The 18966-nt window shown below is 33.3% G+C and carries 15 protein-coding genes; 1 reads left to right on the plus strand and 14 read right to left on the minus strand.

Features of this window, described 5'->3' with window-relative positions:
* Positions 1-210: 210 nt before the first annotated feature.
* The 4 genes from priA to gmk form a co-directional block, all read right to left on the minus strand.
* Positions 211-2619: a primosomal protein N' gene (priA, locus tag KA856_RS08300; protein WP_119535974.1), complete on the minus strand. Its 2409-nt coding sequence runs from the start codon at positions 2617-2619 to the stop codon at positions 211-213.
* 1 nt (position 2620) lies between these two features.
* Entirely contained in the window at positions 2621-3823 is a 1203-nt protein-coding gene (gene coaBC / locus KA856_RS08305; RefSeq protein WP_210138593.1) for a bifunctional phosphopantothenoylcysteine decarboxylase/phosphopantothenate--cysteine ligase CoaBC, read from the minus strand.
* A gap of 369 nt (positions 3824-4192) precedes the next feature.
* Positions 4193-4393, minus strand: a complete 201-nt coding sequence (rpoZ, locus tag KA856_RS08310; protein ID WP_107385114.1) for a DNA-directed RNA polymerase subunit omega — start codon at positions 4391-4393, stop codon at positions 4193-4195.
* Positions 4393-5016: a guanylate kinase gene (gene gmk, locus KA856_RS08315; RefSeq protein ID WP_019467771.1), complete on the minus strand. Its 624-nt coding sequence runs from the start codon at positions 5014-5016 to the stop codon at positions 4393-4395. The genes rpoZ and gmk overlap by 1 nt, the downstream gene beginning before the upstream one ends.
* Positions 5017-5175: 159 nt before the next feature.
* Here gmk and KA856_RS08320 point away from each other — a divergent pair, with 159 nt between their 5' ends.
* Positions 5176-6876, plus strand: coding sequence for an Rqc2 family fibronectin-binding protein (locus KA856_RS08320; protein ID WP_107385913.1), 1701 nt, complete (start codon positions 5176-5178; stop codon positions 6874-6876).
* A gap of 112 nt (positions 6877-6988) precedes the next feature.
* Here KA856_RS08320 and KA856_RS08325 read toward each other — a convergent pair whose 3' ends face one another.
* From KA856_RS08325 to KA856_RS08370, 10 genes are all read right to left on the minus strand, one after another.
* Positions 6989-7402 (minus strand): VOC family protein, encoded by a 414-nt coding sequence (locus KA856_RS08325; protein WP_107385116.1) that lies wholly within the window; start codon positions 7400-7402, stop codon positions 6989-6991.
* Positions 7403-7520: 118 nt separating this feature from the next.
* A complete protein-coding gene (locus KA856_RS08330; protein WP_210138594.1) occupies positions 7521-8375 on the minus strand; it encodes a YitT family protein in 855 nt (284 codons plus the stop codon).
* Positions 8376-8995: 620 nt separating this feature from the next.
* Positions 8996-10549, minus strand: a complete 1554-nt coding sequence (locus tag KA856_RS08335; protein WP_107385914.1) for an MFS transporter — start codon at positions 10547-10549, stop codon at positions 8996-8998.
* A gap of 218 nt (positions 10550-10767) precedes the next feature.
* On the minus strand, positions 10768-10953 hold the full coding sequence (locus KA856_RS08340) for a hypothetical protein (protein WP_107383735.1): 186 nt from the start codon (positions 10951-10953) through the stop codon (positions 10768-10770).
* Positions 10954-10975: 22 nt separating this feature from the next.
* On the minus strand, positions 10976-11587 hold the full coding sequence (gene pyrE / locus KA856_RS08345) for an orotate phosphoribosyltransferase (RefSeq protein ID WP_107383734.1): 612 nt from the start codon (positions 11585-11587) through the stop codon (positions 10976-10978).
* Entirely contained in the window at positions 11580-12284 is a 705-nt protein-coding gene (gene pyrF, locus KA856_RS08350) for an orotidine-5'-phosphate decarboxylase (protein ID WP_107383733.1), read from the minus strand. Before pyrF ends, pyrE begins: the two co-directional genes overlap by 8 nt.
* 215 nt (positions 12285-12499) lie before the next feature.
* Positions 12500-15673, minus strand: a complete 3174-nt coding sequence (carB, locus tag KA856_RS08355) for a carbamoyl-phosphate synthase large subunit (RefSeq protein ID WP_107383732.1) — start codon at positions 15671-15673, stop codon at positions 12500-12502.
* Positions 15666-16766 (minus strand): carbamoyl phosphate synthase small subunit, encoded by a 1101-nt coding sequence (locus KA856_RS08360; RefSeq protein WP_107383731.1) that lies wholly within the window; start codon positions 16764-16766, stop codon positions 15666-15668. The genes carB and KA856_RS08360 overlap by 8 nt, the downstream gene beginning before the upstream one ends.
* A complete protein-coding gene (locus KA856_RS08365) occupies positions 16766-18040 on the minus strand; it encodes a dihydroorotase (protein WP_107383730.1) in 1275 nt (424 codons plus the stop codon). Before KA856_RS08365 ends, KA856_RS08360 begins: the two co-directional genes overlap by 1 nt.
* Entirely contained in the window at positions 18024-18938 is a 915-nt protein-coding gene (locus KA856_RS08370; RefSeq protein ID WP_107383729.1) for an aspartate carbamoyltransferase catalytic subunit, read from the minus strand. Before KA856_RS08370 ends, KA856_RS08365 begins: the two co-directional genes overlap by 17 nt.
* Between the last annotated feature and the right edge of the window lie 28 nt (positions 18939-18966).

Here is an 18966-nt window from a genome sequence, read left to right on the forward strand (position 1 = left end):
AAATATGAGCAAATAAATTTACTATATCTATCAATCATATTCAACTAATAATATTTATAGTTTAATAAAAAATAGGGCCATCAAATCAGCAAAACACCGATTTACAGACCCCATTTTAAAAAAAAGAAAAATATTAATTATCTAAACTGTAACTTAATCGCTAAACAACAGGTTTTTAAACACTACGGTTAAACCACATTTAATAGTGACCTACATCATCATTTGAGGATTAATGTCAATCTTCAGTGATAATTTGTCTTTTAAATATTGATCATGATAAAAATCATCTAAATATTTTAGCGCTTCGTGTAATGAAGGTTCGCTTTTATATTTAATTAATATTTGAAAGCGGTATTCATTATTAATTCGTGATAAAGCTGCTGGAGAAGGGCCTAACACTAATGCCTTATCTGATAAATGCTGTAACAATATTTTGTGTATATGTTTAGAAGCTTCCATTACTTTTTTCATATCTTTGTGTGCAATCGTAAAATTAATTAAAAAGAAGTATGGCGGGTATTTACCTAACTTTCTATAATTCATTTCTTTTTCAAAAAAAGAATGATAGTCATTATCTTGAACATCTTTAATTGCATAATGATCAGGATTATACGTTTGTATGATCACTTGCCCCTCTTTTTCATGGCGGCCTGCACGTCCTGAAACCTGTGTCAACAATTGATATGTACGCTCACTAGCTCTAAAGTCAGGCAAATTCAACATCGTATCAGCATTTAATACGCCAACTAATGTAATGTTTGGAAAGTCTAAACCTTTCGCTATCATTTGTGTCCCCAGTAAAATATCCCCTTTACCTGAACCAAAGTCATCTAATAATTGTTCATGTGCACCTTTTCGAGAAGTTGTATCTACATCCATACGAATAATCTTTGCTTCCTGAAAATTTTCTTGTAATAATTCTTCAACTCTTTGCGTACCCGTACCAACCTGTCTAATGTGTTCACTTTCACAGTTAGGACACTTATTGGGAGGGATTTCTTGATGACCACAATAATGGCATTTCAATTGATCCGTTGATTTATGATATGTTAGAGAAATATCACAATTAGGACATTGAGGTACATGACCGCAATCACGACACAACATAAATGACGCATAGCCACGTCTATTTAAAAATAAAACAACTTGTTCTTTTTTATCTAACCGCTCTTGAATCGCATGACGCAAATCTTCTGAAAACATAGAACGATTTCCAGATGCAAGTTCAGCACGCATATCTACGATGTTCACTTCTGGCAAAGCTTGTTGATTCACTCTATGAGGTAATGATAAAAGTTCATAAACACCTTTAGTTGCACGTGCATATGTCTCTAAACTTGGCGTGGCACTGCCTAATACTAAAGGACATTGATGATATTGACTGCGCCATTGTGCAATATCTCTAGCATGGTATCTTGGATAGTCCTCTTGTTTATACGAAGACTCGTGCTCTTCATCAATAATAATCATACCTAAATCTTTAAAAGGGGCAAACACACTGGAACGAGCACCAACGCTCACACTCGCTTTACCATCTCTAATTTTTTGCCATTCATCATAACGTTCGCCCTTAGATAACCCTGAATGTAAAACTGCAACTTCGTCCCCAAATCTTTGTTTAAATCTTAATACCATTTGGGGTGTGAGTGCAATTTCCGGTACTAACATCATCGCTTGTTTGTCCTGATTGAGTACTTTTTCTATGGTTTGTAAGTAAACTTCAGTCTTTCCAGAACCCGTCACGCCGTGTAATAAAAATGTCCGTTGTTCACTTTTATTAATCGTCTCAAGTATGGCATTATATGCTTCTTGTTGTTCTTGCGTAAGTTGTTGCTTTTGATCTTGTTCAAATACTCGCGTCGCAAAAGGATCGCGCTCTACAGTTGTATCATATTTCTCAATAAAACCTTTACGAGCTAATGTCTCAATGCTAGATTTTGAAAAGCCCATTTCTTCTAATTGCTTTAAAAAAACAACGTGATGACTTTCATCGATTAAATAAGCATATAATTCATATTGCTTTTTTGATTTTTCTAAAGAGCCTAATACCATATCATAATCAAAACCTTCGACGATGCGCACTGCACGTTGTTTCTTTTTCTTTAAACTTTGAGATAAAATGGTATCTTCAAGAATTGCACCTTGCTTTAAGAATGGTGCAATTAGAGTTAAGTCTTCATTTTTTTGTGCTTCTTTATATGCATAATGCCCTTCCGAGTCAAATCGTTTTAATAACTTTTCTGGTATAGCTTCAGCATCTTCAACTGCAAAAACTTTGGTATATTTAGCTTTGATTGCACTTGGAAGCATAACCTCTAACATAGAAATTCGCTTTGTAACAAAATAAGTATGATACCAGTCTGTAAGTTGTATTAATTCTTTCGTTAATTCAGGTTTAATATCTTGTATCTCTTTTATTTCTTTTAATTTTGATATATCCATATCAGTGTCAGGTTGCTTAGTGATGTCCATGACATAACCTTGTATCGTTCTCGGTCCAAAAGGTACAATTACACGCATACCAACTTCAATCATCGCTTGAAATTTTTGTGGAATTAAATAATCAAATGTAAAGTCAACACTTTTAGATGGGATATCTACGATTACTTTTGCTATCATTTTATTGCCACCTTGTTTCTAAACTATCTAGTATATGCTCCGCTAATATGACTTTTTTATGTTTTCCTAACGCTATAGTTTCACCGTTTTTATAGTACATTGTATATGCATTATCATCAGAGCTAAACCCAATTGTGCGATCTCCAACATTATTCGCTATAATGACATCTGCGTTTTTACTTTTTAATTTTTTTTGAGCATATGTTTCAATGTTTTGTGTTTCTGCTGCAAAACCAACTAAAAATTGATTACCTTTATGTTCTCCCAAATATTTTAAAATATCGGGTGTGCGTTTAAAAGTAACCGTCAAATCGCCTTGTTGTTTTTTTAGTTTATGCTCTAATAATTCTGTTGGAGCATAATCTGATACTGCTGCAGATTTAAAGACAATATCCATGTTCTCGAATCGTGTTTTAACCGCTTCAAACATCTGCTGTGCACTTTCTACTTGTATGACTTCCACATTTTTCGGTGGTGTTAGCTTGGTTGGACCAGATATAAGTGTCACGGTCGCCCCTCTTTGAGCTAAAGATTCTGCTAGCGCATATCCCATTTTACCTGATGAGCGATTGGATAAATAACGAACTGGATCTAGTTCTTCTATGGTTGGTCCAGCAGTCACCAAAGCTTTCATACCGTTAAATCTACTATTTTTGGGTGTTGATATGTCGTGTTGAAAATATTGATTTAGCCTTTCTACAATTTGCAAAGGTTCTTCCATTCTACCTTTTGCAACGTAGCCACATGCTAAGAAACCTTCACCAGGTTCTAAGAAATAATAACCATCTGAACTTAACGTTGCTAAATTATGTTGCGTTCTTTTATTCTCATACATATGTACATTCATTGCTGGAGCGATAAATTTAGGTGTTTCTGTAGCTAATAGCGTTGATGTAACCATGTCATCAGCAATACCGTTTGCTAGTTTAGCGATTATATTTGCAGTTGCCGGTGCAACTACAATTGCATCTGCCCAATCTCCTAAAGCTACATGTTGAATTTCTTCTGGATTGTCTTCTTTAAAAGTGCTCGTATAAACAGGATTTCTACCGATGGCTTGAAAAGCTAAAGGAGTTACAAACTCTTGTGCATGGTCTGTTAACATCACTCTGACATTATAATCAGCCTGTGTGAGTTTACTCGTTAAATCTATTGCTTTATACGCAGCGATACCACCAGTTACAGCAAGTAATATATTTTTCATCGTAGTTCTCCTCCAAATAATTTATATCTTTCTATTAATGGTTTAACATAGTAGTTTATATATTTAATCTTCAATATAACTAAATATAGACAAATGTTTTTATTCCGCATTAGTTTAATGTATAGGATTACATAGCATGTTTTCATTTTCATTAGTTAAATTAACTTTTAATATTTTAGCTATATTGCTTTAAGTATAAATATGGTTACTGCTTATTATACACAAATTAATGTCCAAATTAAAAAAGCACACCTTGGCTATGAAACCTCAAAGTCATCGCATGCGTCCGACTTTTGAAGTGCACATCATTAACCCGGTGTACTTTTCAAAATTATAAAATTATATTATTCAATATTCGCTTAGAAAGTGTTATTTAGTAGTTTCAGGATAAATTTCGCCGCCAGCAATTTCTTCCAATGCTTTTCCCACTGATTTTTCAGAATTATATTTGCTTAATAGCGTACTATTTGGATGCTCGTCTAACTCACGTGCACGTTTAGCAGCAGTCGTAGCGATTAAATACTTTGATGTGATTTTTGATGTTAAATCATTTAATGGTGGATATAACATTATTTTTTTGCCTCCAATATCATTTTTCTATATTTTGCTTCAATTCTTTCCCTTTTCAAATGCTCAGCTTCAACAATAGATTGAATACGTTGCTTAGCTAATTCAACTTCATCATTAACCACAACATAATCATATAAATTCATCATTTCAACTTCTTTACGAGCTTCGAGTACTCTACTTTGAATTTTTTCATCAGACTCAGTACCACGTCCTACTAAACGTTCACGTAAATGATCTAAACTTGGTGGTGCTAGAAAAATAAATAATGCATCAGGGAACTTTTTACGAACTTGTTTGGCACCTTCTACTTCAATTTCTAAAAATACGTCATGTCCTTGGTCCATAGTATCTTTTACGTATTGCACCGGTGTACCATAATAATTACCCACATACTCTGCATATTCTATAAATTGATCTTGTTTAATTAATGCTTCAAACTCTGATTTTGTTTTGAAGAAATAATCTACACCATCGACTTCACCTTCACGCATATTACGTGTCGTCATCGAGATAGAATATTTATAAGATGTGGTTGGGTCATCAAATATTTTTTTTCTAACTGTACCTTTTCCTACACCAGAAGGTCCAGAAAGTACAATCAACAAACCTTTCTCATTATCCATGCCTTACTACCTCTCTAAGCTATTCTTCTATTATTAAACTATGATACCATAATGAGCGTTTGGTTGTATAGCATACGTTCAAACAATCTTTGCTCATGACCAAATCTTTTCATCATGTTACAATATGATGAATGACTAAAAATAAGGTGGCTGATAGTAATGGCATACGATGGTTTATTTACACGAAAAATGGTAGAATCTTTACAATTTCTCGTTGATGGTAGAATTCATAAAATCAATCAACCTGAAAACGATACAATCATCATGGTAATACGTCAAAATCGTAAAAACCATCAACTTCTACTCTCGATCCATCCTAGTTTTGCTAGAATGCATTTAACAGATAAAAAATACGATAATCCATTTGAACCACCAATGTTTGCAAGAGTATTTCGTAAACATTTAGAGGGTGGTTTTATTAAAGCAATAAGACAAATTGGAAATGATAGACGTGTAGAAATAGATATACACAGTAAAGATGAAATTGGTGATACCACTTACCGTACAGTTATTTTAGAAATAATGGGGAAACACAGTAATTTAATATTAGTAGATGATCAACGCAAGATTATTGAAGGTTTTAAACATTTGACGCCTAATACAAATCAATATCGTACAGTAATGCCTGGGTTTCAATACGAAGCACCTCCTACGCAAAATAAAACAAATCCATATGATATTACAGGTACAGAAGCTTTAAAATTCATTGATTTCAATAGTGGAAAAATCGCTAGACAGCTATTAAATCAATTTGAAGGCTTTAGTCCTTTAATTACGAACGAAATCGTCAATCGCAAACAATTTATGACAACTGAAACGTTACCAGAGGCATTTGATTCTGTAATGAATGAGACAAAGGAATTACCTACCCCTGTTTTTCATAAAAATCATGAAACAGGAAAAGAAGATTTCTACTTCATGCATTTAAATCAGTTTTACGATGATATGGTTGAATATGATTCTTTACATGATTTATTAGATAGATATTATGATGCCAGAGGCGAAAGAGAACGCGTAAAACAACGTGCAAATGATTTAGTTAAATTTGTACAGCAACAGTTGCATAAATATCAAAATAAATTAAGTAAACTAATCGATGAACAAGAAGGTACTAAAGATAAAGAAGTACAACAATTATTTGGTGAATTAATCACTGCCAATATTTATAGAATTAAACAAGGTGATGAGTATCTGACGACTACTAATTATTATGATGGTAATGAAGTAACCATTCCTTTAGATACCACAAAATCACCAGCAACAAATGCCCAAATGTATTATAAAAAATATAATAAATTGAAAACACGTGCACATGAATTAACACGTCAAATTGATTTAACTAAAGAAAACATCACATATTTTGAAAATATAGAACAACAACTTACACATATATCCGTGGAAGATATTGATGACATTAGAGAAGAACTTGCCGAACAGGGCTATATGAAACAACGCAAACAAAAAAATAAGAAAAAGAAACCTTCCATTCAATTACAGGAATATGTCTCAAGTGACGGAGATACTATGCTTGTAGGAAAGAATAATAAGCAAAATGATTATTTAACAAATAAAAAGGCAAGCAAACAGCATTTGTGGTTTCATACAAAAGACATTCCTGGTTCTCATGTGGTGATCTTAAATGATGCACCTAGTGAAAATACCATAAAAGAAGCGGCTATGCTGGCTGGCTATTATTCAAAAGCTGGTAATTCTGGTCAAATACCAGTAGATTACACTGAAATTAAACACGTTCATAAACCTTCTGGTGCAAAACCAGGGTTTGTAACATATGATCATCAAAAAACACTCTATGCTACACCTGATTACGACCATATTCAAAAAATGAAAGTGACATCATAAACATAAAATACTTTAAAGTTGTAGTAACCATGTCCCTATAAATTAAAAACAAGGCTAAGATTATGAGCAATTAGTACACACAACATGTGTACGATGCTTAATCTTAGCCTTTTTAATATTTATTTTTTTCTGGTAACGCGAGTTGAAAATTAACGCCAAATCTATCTACAATCCATGTAAATTCTCTAAATGGTGGCATTTCAGTTTTAGGCATTAAAATTGCCCCACCACTTTTTAATTTACTAAATAATCTTTCCATTTCTAATGGACTGTCTACCGTAACATATAATGACATTGCTGGATTCATGTCCACATCGACACCATTCATATTATCAATCGCCATAAAAACTTGATCTTTCAAACGAAAGATAGCATGTTGCACTGCACCAGTAGGTTCTTTATCATCTTCTTCATATTTAACCATCGTTAATATTTCTGCATCTTCAAATGCTTCTACATACAGATTGATTGCTTCCTCTGCTTGTCCATTAAACATAAGAAATGTCGTTATTTTTGGAATTGCCATTAAATTGCCTCCTTAAAACATCTTAAATATAGAATAAAACAAATTCTTAAAAAAATCGAACGAATTAAATTAGCAATTAACAAATAATTTGAAGCATAGCACCTATAAAGATCTATAATTAAGATAAATTCATAAATCCGTTTCCTAATACATCTCTCACATCATGAATAACTAAAAAGGCATTTTCATCTACCTCATTTACAAGCTTTTTAACTCTGGTCACTTGTGATTGTGGCACTACAACATACAACATACTTGTTTCATTTTTACCATAACCACCTTTCCCTTTTAAAAGTGTCGAGCCTCTACCTGTAAAACTATTGATTTCATCACTAATTATCTCATTTTTACTTGATATCACAGTAACTGCTTTTTTAGGATAGAATCCTTCAATAATAAATGCAGTTGCACGTTCAGTGATAAATATCATAATTACAGTAAACAAGACATTTTCTAATGGTAAGACAAATAAAAAGGATAAGACAACCAGAGCATCTAAAACAAAAATACCTTGTGATGTTTTGATGTCAAAATATTTATTTAACATCTTAGCAATGACTGATGTACCCCCTATCACGCCCCCAGAAGTAATTACTAATCCTATACCTACACCTACTAATACCCCTCCAAAAGAAGCATTTATTACAAAATTATCAATACCTGTTTTAAAGTTTTCAGTTAAATCTAAAAAGATAGATATCGCTGTATTGGCAATAAAAGTATATACTGCTGTTCTGGTACTCAAAAAACGCCATCCTACAATAATGACCAATGTATTTATAATTAAAGAGGATATAGCAGGTGAAAAGCCAAATGCATATTTTAATGCCAATGACATACCAACTGTACCCCCATCACCTAAATTAGATTCTAATATAAATGAATTAACTGCGATCGCACTCACAAACGCACCAATTAAACAGACAATAACATTTTTTGTATGGTTTTTTAGTAGTTGTTTCACAAACTTCATATCATTTCCCCTTACATTTGATAATATAAATTTAATTAAGGTAAGCTAGAAAAGCGTATTCAAATCATGCTTCATTTTGATTTTACAAATGCGTTTTTTTCTCACAAATTGAATTAAAAACCAAATTAATTGAAAATATAACATTATTTGTTGTTACATAGTATAATTGCAAATGTAACACAACCTATTTCAATATACCACTTAGTGTAGTTTGCAACATTAATTTCTAAAGCGTGTGTTATTGAAAACTTTGACGGCTTAAAACAATAAAATCATTTTACTTTTGAATATTTATAGTTAAAATAAATACAAATACAATTGGAGGTATTTCATGCTTTATTATATTATACCGTTACTTATTGCAGCTTTAGTGATACTCATTGGCTTTATCATCATTAAAATTATGATTCGTTAATAATTTTTATATAACAACTTTATCACATTTCTTTTTAATCATTTCAAATCGTGAATGATTTCAGTCGTTTTCATATAGCAACATTCAAATAACGCAGAAACGTAGACAATATAATCTTATCTACGTTTCTGCGTTTTTGTTTTTGAAGTTAACCGAAACTTCTATAAAAAATCTATACCATTTACTCACTTGCTAAATTTTCACTTTATTTAAATTCTTTTCTAAAAAGCGTAACAAGTAACAAGATGATAAAAGATGCAATAACTGCAGTTAAAAATATTGGCATATACGCAAGATGTGTTGCATCTTCAATACCATTTGTGATTGCACGTCTTAATGTATCGTTAGAAATTTGATTTACTTGCCCTAATATTTTAGTAAGATTACCTGAACGATGCTCCATTATGTTCATTAAAGAAACTGGTATGTCTTTGAGTCCAAAATGGGCTGAATTTATACTTTCTTTAATTTTACTCCCCATTTGGCTATATCCGAATTGAATAAATGTCGTAAACATTGTCGGTGCAATAGTAATTCCGACTTGTCTAGAAACTGATAATGTTCCAATAACTGTACTATTATTTTTAGCTGAATGTGCTGACTTAGTTGCTAATACAGTCATTGGTGCGCCAATAGTAAAACCAAAGCCTAAGCCTGCAATTATTGAAAATACTAGAAATGGCATAGTTGAATAAGTTAAAAAGGCTAAACCACCATAGCCAATCATACTAATGATACTTGCAATCACTAATGCAAATATAGGACCTTTTTTATCTACAATCTTTCCACCCATTGATGCGCCTACACCTGAAGCTAATGCCAAGGGCGTCATCCAATATCCACTGTTAGCAGCTTTAACATGCAATACGTTTTCAACAAATGAAGGAATGAAAATAATTGATCCAATTAACATCCCAGATAAAACGCCCATAATCAATACCACTGAAAAAGCTGGCTTTTTCAGTAAATAAAAAGGTAAGAAAGCATCTATATCAGTCGCTTCATTTTTATATTCCACTAAAATTAAAATACCATAGCCAATCATAGCCAATACAAATAAACCAATCACCGAAAAACTGAGTATACTATTAGCAATATTACCAGTTTGTATATTATTAATCGCAAACATCATTAATAACGTTGAAAATGAAAATACAATGATGGCATATTTATCAATTTTGGTTTTAACTTTTTCTTGTGTTTCTGGCATTTTAATCATCATAAAAATGACAATCATTATTGCCACTGGGACATTGATCAAGAATAACCAATGCCATGTACCACTTACATTAATTAATAAACTTCCAATATTTGGTCCTAATACCGAAGCAATACCATTCATTGCTCCTAATCCACCAAGCATACTACCTTGCTTTTCTTTGGTATATGTAGAAATGATATGTGAACTAGCGATTACAAATAAACCGCCACCACCAAACGATTGAATTAAACGTGCAATGATAAAGAACGTATAATTAGGACTTAATGCAACTAACAATGATCCAAAACCAAATAAAATCACTTCAATTATAAATATTTTTTTACAGCCATACATATCAGCAAGTTTACCTGCTATAGGTGTGGTTACAGCCATACCTAATGTATAAATCGTTATTCCCCATGATCCCATTTGTGCTGAAATTTCAAAGGATTGATTTATTGTAGTTAACGCTGCACTAATAATACCGTTGTCTAAAGCCGCCATAAACACACCAATGAGTAAAAATAGTGCAACAATATCAAATTTTTTATGTTTCAAATTCATTCATTCCTTTCTATCTTGGAATTTCATATGATATTTATTATTTAAAACCTACTTTGTGAACTAATTATGAACAAAAATGTATTTACATATTAAAAAATGCCTAAAAGACCTTTTATCAATATATAAAAGTCTTTTAAGCATTTTCTAATCAATATAATTACATAATTTTTTTGCGTTATTTCAAATTTCCACAATATATTTACAAATAATGGTTATTTAATATGGCCTTTTTGCTTAAGGTTTGATTTGGATTTTTTATAAATATTTGATTCTGTAGCGTTAAATACCCATTTATTTTCGTCTTCTGAAGTTGATTGTGCTCTATAGTCTTCTGATTTTTTGAGGAATTTATTTAAATGAGCAAAATGATTATAGGCTACTTTCGAGTCTTTTGTCATAACATCCCCTCCACTTAACATTTTATGACAAGTTATCTCTCCAATCAACTAATGTAGTAATATCATTTTCAGAAATTTCTCCATTTTCTCTTGCAACTTCAATTAATTCATTATAATTACTTAATGTATAGAAAGGAACTCCAGCTTGTGCAAATTGTTCGTCTGCTTTTTTCAAACCATAAGTAAAGATCGCTACTACACCAATGACATTTGCACCAGCAGCTTTCAATGCTTCTACTGCAGTTATTGAAGAACCACCTGTAGATATTAAATCTTCTATAACTACTACATTTTTCCCTTCACTTGATGCGCCTTCAATTTGATTCTGTTTACCATGGCTTTTACTTTTTGATCGAACATAGTTCATCGGTAAGTTCATCACTTCTGAGACATAAGCTGCATGCGGTATACCGGCTGTTGCAGTACCTGATATAACTTCAATATCTTTAAAATGTGATTCAATCAATGCTTGTAGACCATCTCTAATATGATTACGTACGTCTGGAAAACCTAATGTAACGCGATTATCACAATATATTGGTGATTTAATGCCTGAACTCCAAGTAAACGGATCATTGGGAGATAATGATACAGCTTTTATGTCTAACAATGCTTGTGCAATTGATTTAGTCATTTGATTTCAACCAACTTTCTTTAATTTTTTGGTAACTCTTAACCGGAGTTTCACTCTGCGTGATTGGTCGCCCCACAACAATATGTGTAGCACCAAAAATGCTTGCCTTTTCTGGTGTCGTAACACGTTGCTGATCATCGGAGGAAGTATTTTCCGGTCGAATGCCTGGCGTCACTTTCAAGAAATCTTCACCCAATTCTCGTGTTAATAATTTTGCCTCCAGTGGTGAACATACAACGCCATCTAAACCTGATAATTTGGCTAAACGCGCATAATTCAAAACCGCTTCATCCATTGTACTTTGGATATTTTGTTCATCATGTAACATTATTTCTGTAGTTGACGTTAATTGTGTCACTGCAATAATTTTAATATCATTATTATGTTTTTTAATGCCTTCTAAGGCGCGTTTCATCATTTCTGAACCACCAGCCGCATGTACATTTACTAAATCGACATCTAATTTACCTAAGCCTTCCATTGCTTTGCCAACAGTGTTAGGAATATCATGTAATTTTAAATCTAAGAATATGCGATGACCACGTTTTTTAATATTAGTGATTAATGACGGACCAGTTTGATAAAAAAGTTCCATCCCGACTTTGACAAATAAAGGTTCATCAAATTGATCTAAGAATTGTTCAACTGCTTCTGCTGAATCAAAATCTAAAGCAATGATTGGTAGATTATTTTGCATATATATCGCCTCTCATAGTATCTTTTTCATTATATTTGCCAAGCACGTAAAGGCATATGACAGCAATGATATTTTTAAATTTTTTACCCTGACAAGGACAACTAGGAGAAAAATTTATGAAACCATTTTTCGTCCTAGCCATCTACTGCCAATTTCATAATTTTCACTTAAACATAAACAATTGTTTTAGTTTTCTTAACATTGGAAACTAAATTTTACATATTTTTCATTGTAAAAGTCATACTTTCTATAACCGATGTTAATGCTTCCGCTGTATCTAATGAAGTTAGACAAGGTACACCATTTTCTACAGAGGCACGTCTAATTTGGAAACCATCACGTTCAACTTCTTTTCCTTTTGTCATTGTATTAATCACAATTTGCACATCATTCGTTTGTATACGTGATAATAAATCGTCTTCTCCGCCAATTTTCCCTACAGTTTCTGCAGTTATATGGTTATTTTCTAATTTTTTAGCAGTACCTTCAGTAGCTAATATTTTATAACCGACTTCATTTAAACGAGCTGCGATATTCACAATTTCATCTTTGTCTTTATCACTTACAGTCATCAATACCGTGCCATAATCTTTAACTTCCATACCACTTGCTGTCAAACCTTTATATAAAGCCTTTTCCATAGTTGAATCTTTGCCCATGACTTCTCCAGTTGACTTCATTTCAGGTCCTAATGTGATATCTACATTTTTCAATTTATTAAAACTAAATACCGGTGCTTTGACAAAGACACCTTCACTATATGGTTGAACACCTTCGCGATATCCTAAATCTGTAAGTTGCTCACCTATAATTGCACGCATGGCCAACTGTGCCATTTGTATATGCGTAATTTTACTTAAGAAAGGAACTGTACGACTCGCACGAGGGTTCACTTCTAAAACATATACACCATCATGTGCAATGACAAATTGTATATTGATTAAACCTATGATATTTAGGCCTTTCGCTAAGCGAATTGTATAATCTTCTAGTGTTTTAAGCTCTTCTTGTGTCAAGGTTTGTGGAGGATATACTGCAATCGAATCACCTGAATGAACACCAGCGCGTTCAATATGTTCCATAATCCCAGGTATAATTACCGTTTCACCATCTGAGATAGCATCGACTTCTATTTCTTTACCTGTGAGATATCTATCAACTAATACAGGATGATCCGGACTCGCTTTCACTGCTTGGTTCATATAATTGGTTAACTCTTCATCGTTATATACGATTTCCATAGCACGTCCACCTAATACATATGATGGTCTAACTACTACAGGATAACCGATTGCACGTGCATTTTTGAGCGCTTCTTCAGCTGAAGTTGCTGTTTTACCGTTAGGTTGAGGCACATCAATCTTATGTAACAGCGCCTCAAATTCTTTACGATCTTCAGCACGGTTCAGATCTTCAAGTGATGTACCTAAAATTTTCACGCCATACTTTTCAATTTTATCTGCTAAATTAATCGCAGTTTGACCACCAAACTGAACTACTACACCTTTTGGTTGTTCAATATTTATAATATTCATTACATCTTCTTCTGTTAGTGGTTCAAAATATAATTTGTCTGAAATTGAGAAGTCTGTAGACACTGTTTCAGGATTATTATTGACGATAATGGCTTCATAACCAGCTTGCTGAATTGCCCAAACAGCATGCACAGTTGCGTAATCAAATTCTACACCTTGGCCGATTCTAATTGGTCCTGAACCTAAAACTAATATTTTCTCTTTTTCAGTGACGATTGACTCATTTTCTTGTTCATATGTGCCATAGTAATATGGTGTAGCTGATTCAAATTCTGCAGCACAAGTATCTACCATTTTATATACTGGTGAAATATTATGTTGTTTTCTTAAATTATAAATTTCAGATTCTGACATATCAAAACGATGTGCGATAATTCGATCACTAAAACCATAACTCTTAGCAAATTTTAAATAGTCTATATCCCCTTTGTGTTCTTTTAAATCATGCTCTATATCAATGATGTGTAGGAATTTATTTAAGAAGAAATAATCAATCTTAGTCATTTCGTGTATTTCTTCTAAAGATGTACCTCGTCTAATAGCTTCTCCTATAAAGAATAAACGCTCATCATCTTGGTCTTGTATACGCGCTTTTATATAATCTAAATCATATGTTTCACCATTTGGTAAGCCTAAATGATGTACACCATATTCAAGTGAACGAATCGCTTTCAATAATGACTCTTCATATGTTCGACCAATCGCCATTACCTCACCAGTTGCTTTCATTTGTGTACCTAGCACACGTTCACCCTTTTCAAACTTATCAAACGGAAAACGTGGAATTTTTGTTATAACATAGTCCAACGTAGGTTCAAATGCAGCATAAGACGTTTTAGTTATTGGATTCAGCATTTCATCTAAAGATAAACCTATCGCTATTTTGGCAGCTAATTTTGCAATCGGATAGCCTGTAGCCTTTGAAGCTAAAGCTGATGAACGTGAAACACGTGGATTCACTTCAATAATATAATATTTCATTGAGTGTGGGTCTAATGCCAGTTGTACATTACAGCCACCTTCAATGCCTAAAGCACGAATCACTTTTAACGACACATCACGTAACATTTGATATTCAACATCTGATAAAGTTTGACTAGGTGCTACTACAATCGAATCCCCTGTATGTATACCGACTGGATCTATATTCTCCATGTTACAAACAACAATGGCATTATCATTTTTATCTCGCATCACTTCATATTCAATCTCTTTAAAACCTGCGATTGATTTTTCTATTAAACATTGTGTTGCAGGACTGTAATGTAAGCCATTCGTTACCACTTGTCTGAATTCTTCATCATTATGGCAAATGCCACCGCCAGTACCTCCCATAGTGAAAGCAGGTCTCACAATTAATGGATATCCTACCACTTCTTTAAATTCAAACGCCTGTTCTAAAGTATTTACGATATCACTTTCTGGAACGGGAACATCTAGCTCATTCATTAAATCTCTGAATAATTCTCTATCTTCCGCTTGTTGAATAGACGCTAGTTTTGTACCAAGTAATTGTACATTGTTCGCTTCTAATACGCCGCTATCATGTAATTGAATCGCCATATTAAGCCCTGTTTGGCCACCTAAAGTTGGTAGTAAAGCATCAGGTTGTTCTTTACGAATAATGCGTGCAATAAAGTCATGCGTTAAAGGTTCAATATAGACTTTGTCAGCAATCTCATTATCCGTCATGATCGTCGCTGGATTTGAATTTACTAATATAACACGATAACCTTCTTCTCGTAATGCTAAGCATGCTTGCGTACCTGCATAATCAAACTCTGCAGCTTGACCTATAATAATCGGTCCAGATCCTATAACTAAAATTGTTTTAATATCGTTACGTTTAGGCATTTGTCAAAAGCTCCTTTTCTTTAAAGTCATGCATCATTTTAATAAATTCATCAAACAAATAATTTGAATCTGTCGGTCCAGGATTTGCTTCAGGATGATATTGAACTGAAAATGCAGGTAATGATTGGTGTCTTAACCCTTCAACTGTACCGTCATTAATCGCTACATGTGTTATTTCTAATGGTGTATTAACTAATGAATCTTTATCAATTGCATAACCATGATTTTGGCTTGTTAATGCTATTTTTCCAGTTTTTAAATCTTTCACAGGATGATTTGCACCTCTATGTCCAAATTTCATTTTAAACGATGTAGCTCCTTGTGAAAGTGCAAATAATTGATGACCTAAGCAAATGCCAAAGAAAGGAATTTTTCCTAAAATACCATTAATCATATTAATTGCAACTTTGACTTCTTCTGGATCACCAGGCCCATTTGATAACATCACACCATCTGGTGACATTCTAATAATTTCTTCTGCCGTGGAATCATAAGGCACAACTGTAACATTACAACCACGTAAATTAAGTTCCCTTACAATATTTTGTTTTTTACCAAAATCTACTAATACAACACTTAAGTCATAGCCAGTAGACACATATGGTGTCTTAGTAGACACTGTTTTCACTTCATCTCTAGGTAATTCAATGACCTTCAACTCTTCTAACAATTGCGGAATATCTGCCTTATTATCTGTAAAAGCTGCTTTTAAAACGCCATAGTTTCTAATTTTTCGAGTAATACTACGTGTATCCACGCCAGAAATACCTGGTATATCATAGTCTTTTAACACTTCGTGGAATGTTTTTTGCATGCGAAAATGACTCGGATAAGTGCTCGCTTCTTTAACAACAACACCACTCAATGTTGGTATCAATGATTCAAAATCATCTCGATTAATTCCATAGTTTCCTATCAATGGATAAGTAAATGTAATAATTTGTCCTGTGTATGATGGATCTGATATCGTTTCTTGATATCCAGTCATAGCAGTATTGAATACTATTTCACCTTTCGTCAAATGATCTGAACCCAATGGATAACCTTCATAATATGTTCCATCTTCTAAAACTAAATAGCGTTTTTGCAACATTACTTTTCCTCCTTAAATTTAACTTCACCTTCTACCAATGTTAATACTGGAGTACCGAATACTTTTTCGCCTATAAAAGGTGTATTGGTTCCTTTAGATGCAAAATCTTCTGACCTAATCTCTTTCTCTTCTTCTAGATTAATGACAGTAAGGTCAGCCAAACCACCTTCTTCTAATCTTCCATAAGGTAAATCAAATATTTGAGATGGCTTGATTGTTAAATAGTCAACCAATTGTTGCAATGACCAATCACCATTTTTCACAAAGTTTGTATACAATAATGGAAATGCTGTTTCACTGCCAACGATGCCAAAAGGTGCTTTTGTCATCGGCTGTGCTTTTTCTTCTTTCGCATGTGGTGCATGGTCTGTAGCAATGCAATCTATTGTCCCATCTAACAATCCTTCGATTAGCGCTGCTCGATCTTCTTTACTTCTTAAAGGAGGATTCATTTTATAGATTGCATCATCGCCAGGCACATCCTCTTCAGTTAATAATAAATGATGTGGTGTCACTTCTGCTGTTACATGAATACCTGCTTTTTTAGCATCTCTTATAGCTCGTACACTTTCTTTTGTAGATACATGACACACATGGTAATGTGCCCCTGCTGCTTCAGCTAACAGAACATCTCTCGCAATTTGTACCGCTTCACAAATATTAGGTATACCCGGTATGCCTAAAGCTTTACTACGTTCCCCTTCATGCATAGCACCACCATATATCAAACTATTATCTTCACAATGCGCAACTACTGCTTTATTTACTTTTGCTGCTTGTTGCATGGCTTCATACATCATATTTGCTTGTTGTACACCTACGCCATCATCAGTAAAGGCAAATGTGCCTAACTTTGCTAAAGCTTCGAAATCAACGTGTTCATTACCTGCTTGTCTAACCGTGATTGCACTGTATGGTAAAACTCTAACTTGTGCATTTTCTTCGATTAATTTGTTTAAACGCTCTAAATATTCAACAGAGTCAGGTACAGGGCGTGTGTTTGGCATTGGACAAACTGTTGTAAATCCTCCTCTTGCAGCTGCTTGAGTCCCTGTTGCAATTGTTTCTTTATGTTCACCACCTGGTTCTCTTAAATGTACATGTACATCAACTAAACCTGGAGCAACAAAATCCCCCTTTAAATCAACGATTTCAACATCGGTATCTACCTCTATATCTGACGCAATTTTTTTTATATTTTTACCTTCTATTAAGATAGAAGTGGTTTTAAGTTCACCATTTTCTAAGATTTTCGCATTAGTTAGCAATTTCATTTATTTCTGCCTCCTTTGTTTGTAATATATACTCAATGACAGCCATTCGTGTATACATGCCATTTTCCATCTGTTTAAAGATGCGCGATTTTTCTGCTTCAACTAAACAATCATCAATTTCAACACCGCGATTGACAGGTGCTGGATGCATAACGATTGCTGATGATTTCAATCGATTATAGCGATCTTTCGTCAAACCAAAGTTTTCGTGATAATTTTGATTTTCAAAATTTGATGTTTCTTCATCTCCATGTCTTTCGTGCTGTACTCTAAGTAACATGACAATGTCTATATCATCTATCACTTTATCTATATCAACATAGGGTGCTGCTAAAGTGTCATCTCTCCACGCTTCAGGACTCGAGAACATAACATTTGCACCGAGTGCTGTTAGACTTTGGAAGTTACTTCTCGCTACACGGGAGTTTTTTATATCTCCACATATTAAAATATTTAAATCTTTAAATGTGTCATACTCTTCATATATTGTCATAAGGTCTAATAAACTTTGTGTTGGATGCTGTCCACTTCCATCACCTGCATTGATAATCGGTAACTTCAGTGAATTTAAATCATTATAGTATGTTGTATCTGAATGTCTAATTACTAAAACATCTGCGCCTACTTGTTCTAATGTTTTACACGTATCGTATAAACTCTCACCTTTTTGAACTGAAGACGTGCTCGTCTCAAAATCAATCAATTTTAATCCTAATTTTTGCTCTGCCACTAAAAAGCTACTTTTCGTACGCGTAGAATTTTCAAAAAATAAATTTGCTACAAACTTGTCTTCATAATTATGTGGTTTAAACGATCCGTTTTTAATACCACTCGCAATTTCGATTAGTTCATAAATCTCATTTGTAGTTAGATGTTCCATTGATAGTAAATTATCCATTTTTTCAGCCTCCTAATAATGAAATACA

The sequence above is a fragment of the Staphylococcus sp. GDB9P120P genome (genome assembly GCF_017893435.1).
In the GTDB taxonomy this organism is placed as follows: domain Bacteria; phylum Bacillota; class Bacilli; order Staphylococcales; family Staphylococcaceae; genus Staphylococcus; species Staphylococcus cohnii.

Coding starts and splice junctions, on each gene's coding strand:
- KA856_RS08340 (WP_107383735.1), bottom strand. CDS start 10,953: ATGACAAAAGACTCGAAAGTAGCCTATAATCATTTTGCTCATTTAAAT.
- carB (WP_107383732.1), bottom strand. CDS start 15,673: ATGCCTAAACGTAACGATATTAAAACAATTTTAGTTATAGGATCTGGA.
- priA (WP_119535974.1), bottom strand. CDS start 2,619: ATGATAGCAAAAGTAATCGTAGATATCCCATCTAAAAGTGTTGACTTT.
- KA856_RS08325 (WP_107385116.1), bottom strand. CDS start 7,402: ATGGCAATTCCAAAAATAACGACATTTCTTATGTTTAATGGACAAGCA.
- gmk (WP_019467771.1), bottom strand. CDS start 5,016: ATGGATAATGAGAAAGGTTTGTTGATTGTACTTTCTGGACCTTCTGGT.
- KA856_RS08365 (WP_107383730.1), bottom strand. CDS start 18,040: ATGAAATTGCTAACTAATGCGAAAATCTTAGAAAATGGTGAACTTAAA.
- KA856_RS08360 (WP_107383731.1), bottom strand. CDS start 16,766: ATGTTGCAAAAACGCTATTTAGTTTTAGAAGATGGAACATATTATGAA.
- rpoZ (WP_107385114.1), bottom strand. CDS start 4,393: ATGTTATATCCACCATTAAATGATTTAACATCAAAAATCACATCAAAG.
- pyrF (WP_107383733.1), bottom strand. CDS start 12,284: ATGCAAAATAATCTACCAATCATTGCTTTAGATTTTGATTCAGCAGAA.
- pyrE (WP_107383734.1), bottom strand. CDS start 11,587: ATGACTAAATCAATTGCACAAGCATTGTTAGACATAAAAGCTGTATCA.
- KA856_RS08370 (WP_107383729.1), bottom strand. CDS start 18,938: ATGGATAATTTACTATCAATGGAACATCTAACTACAAATGAGATTTAT.
- KA856_RS08320 (WP_107385913.1), top strand. CDS start 5,176: ATGGCATACGATGGTTTATTTACACGAAAAATGGTAGAATCTTTACAA.
- KA856_RS08330 (WP_210138594.1), bottom strand. CDS start 8,375: ATGAAGTTTGTGAAACAACTACTAAAAAACCATACAAAAAATGTTATT.
- coaBC (WP_210138593.1), bottom strand. CDS start 3,823: ATGAAAAATATATTACTTGCTGTAACTGGTGGTATCGCTGCGTATAAA.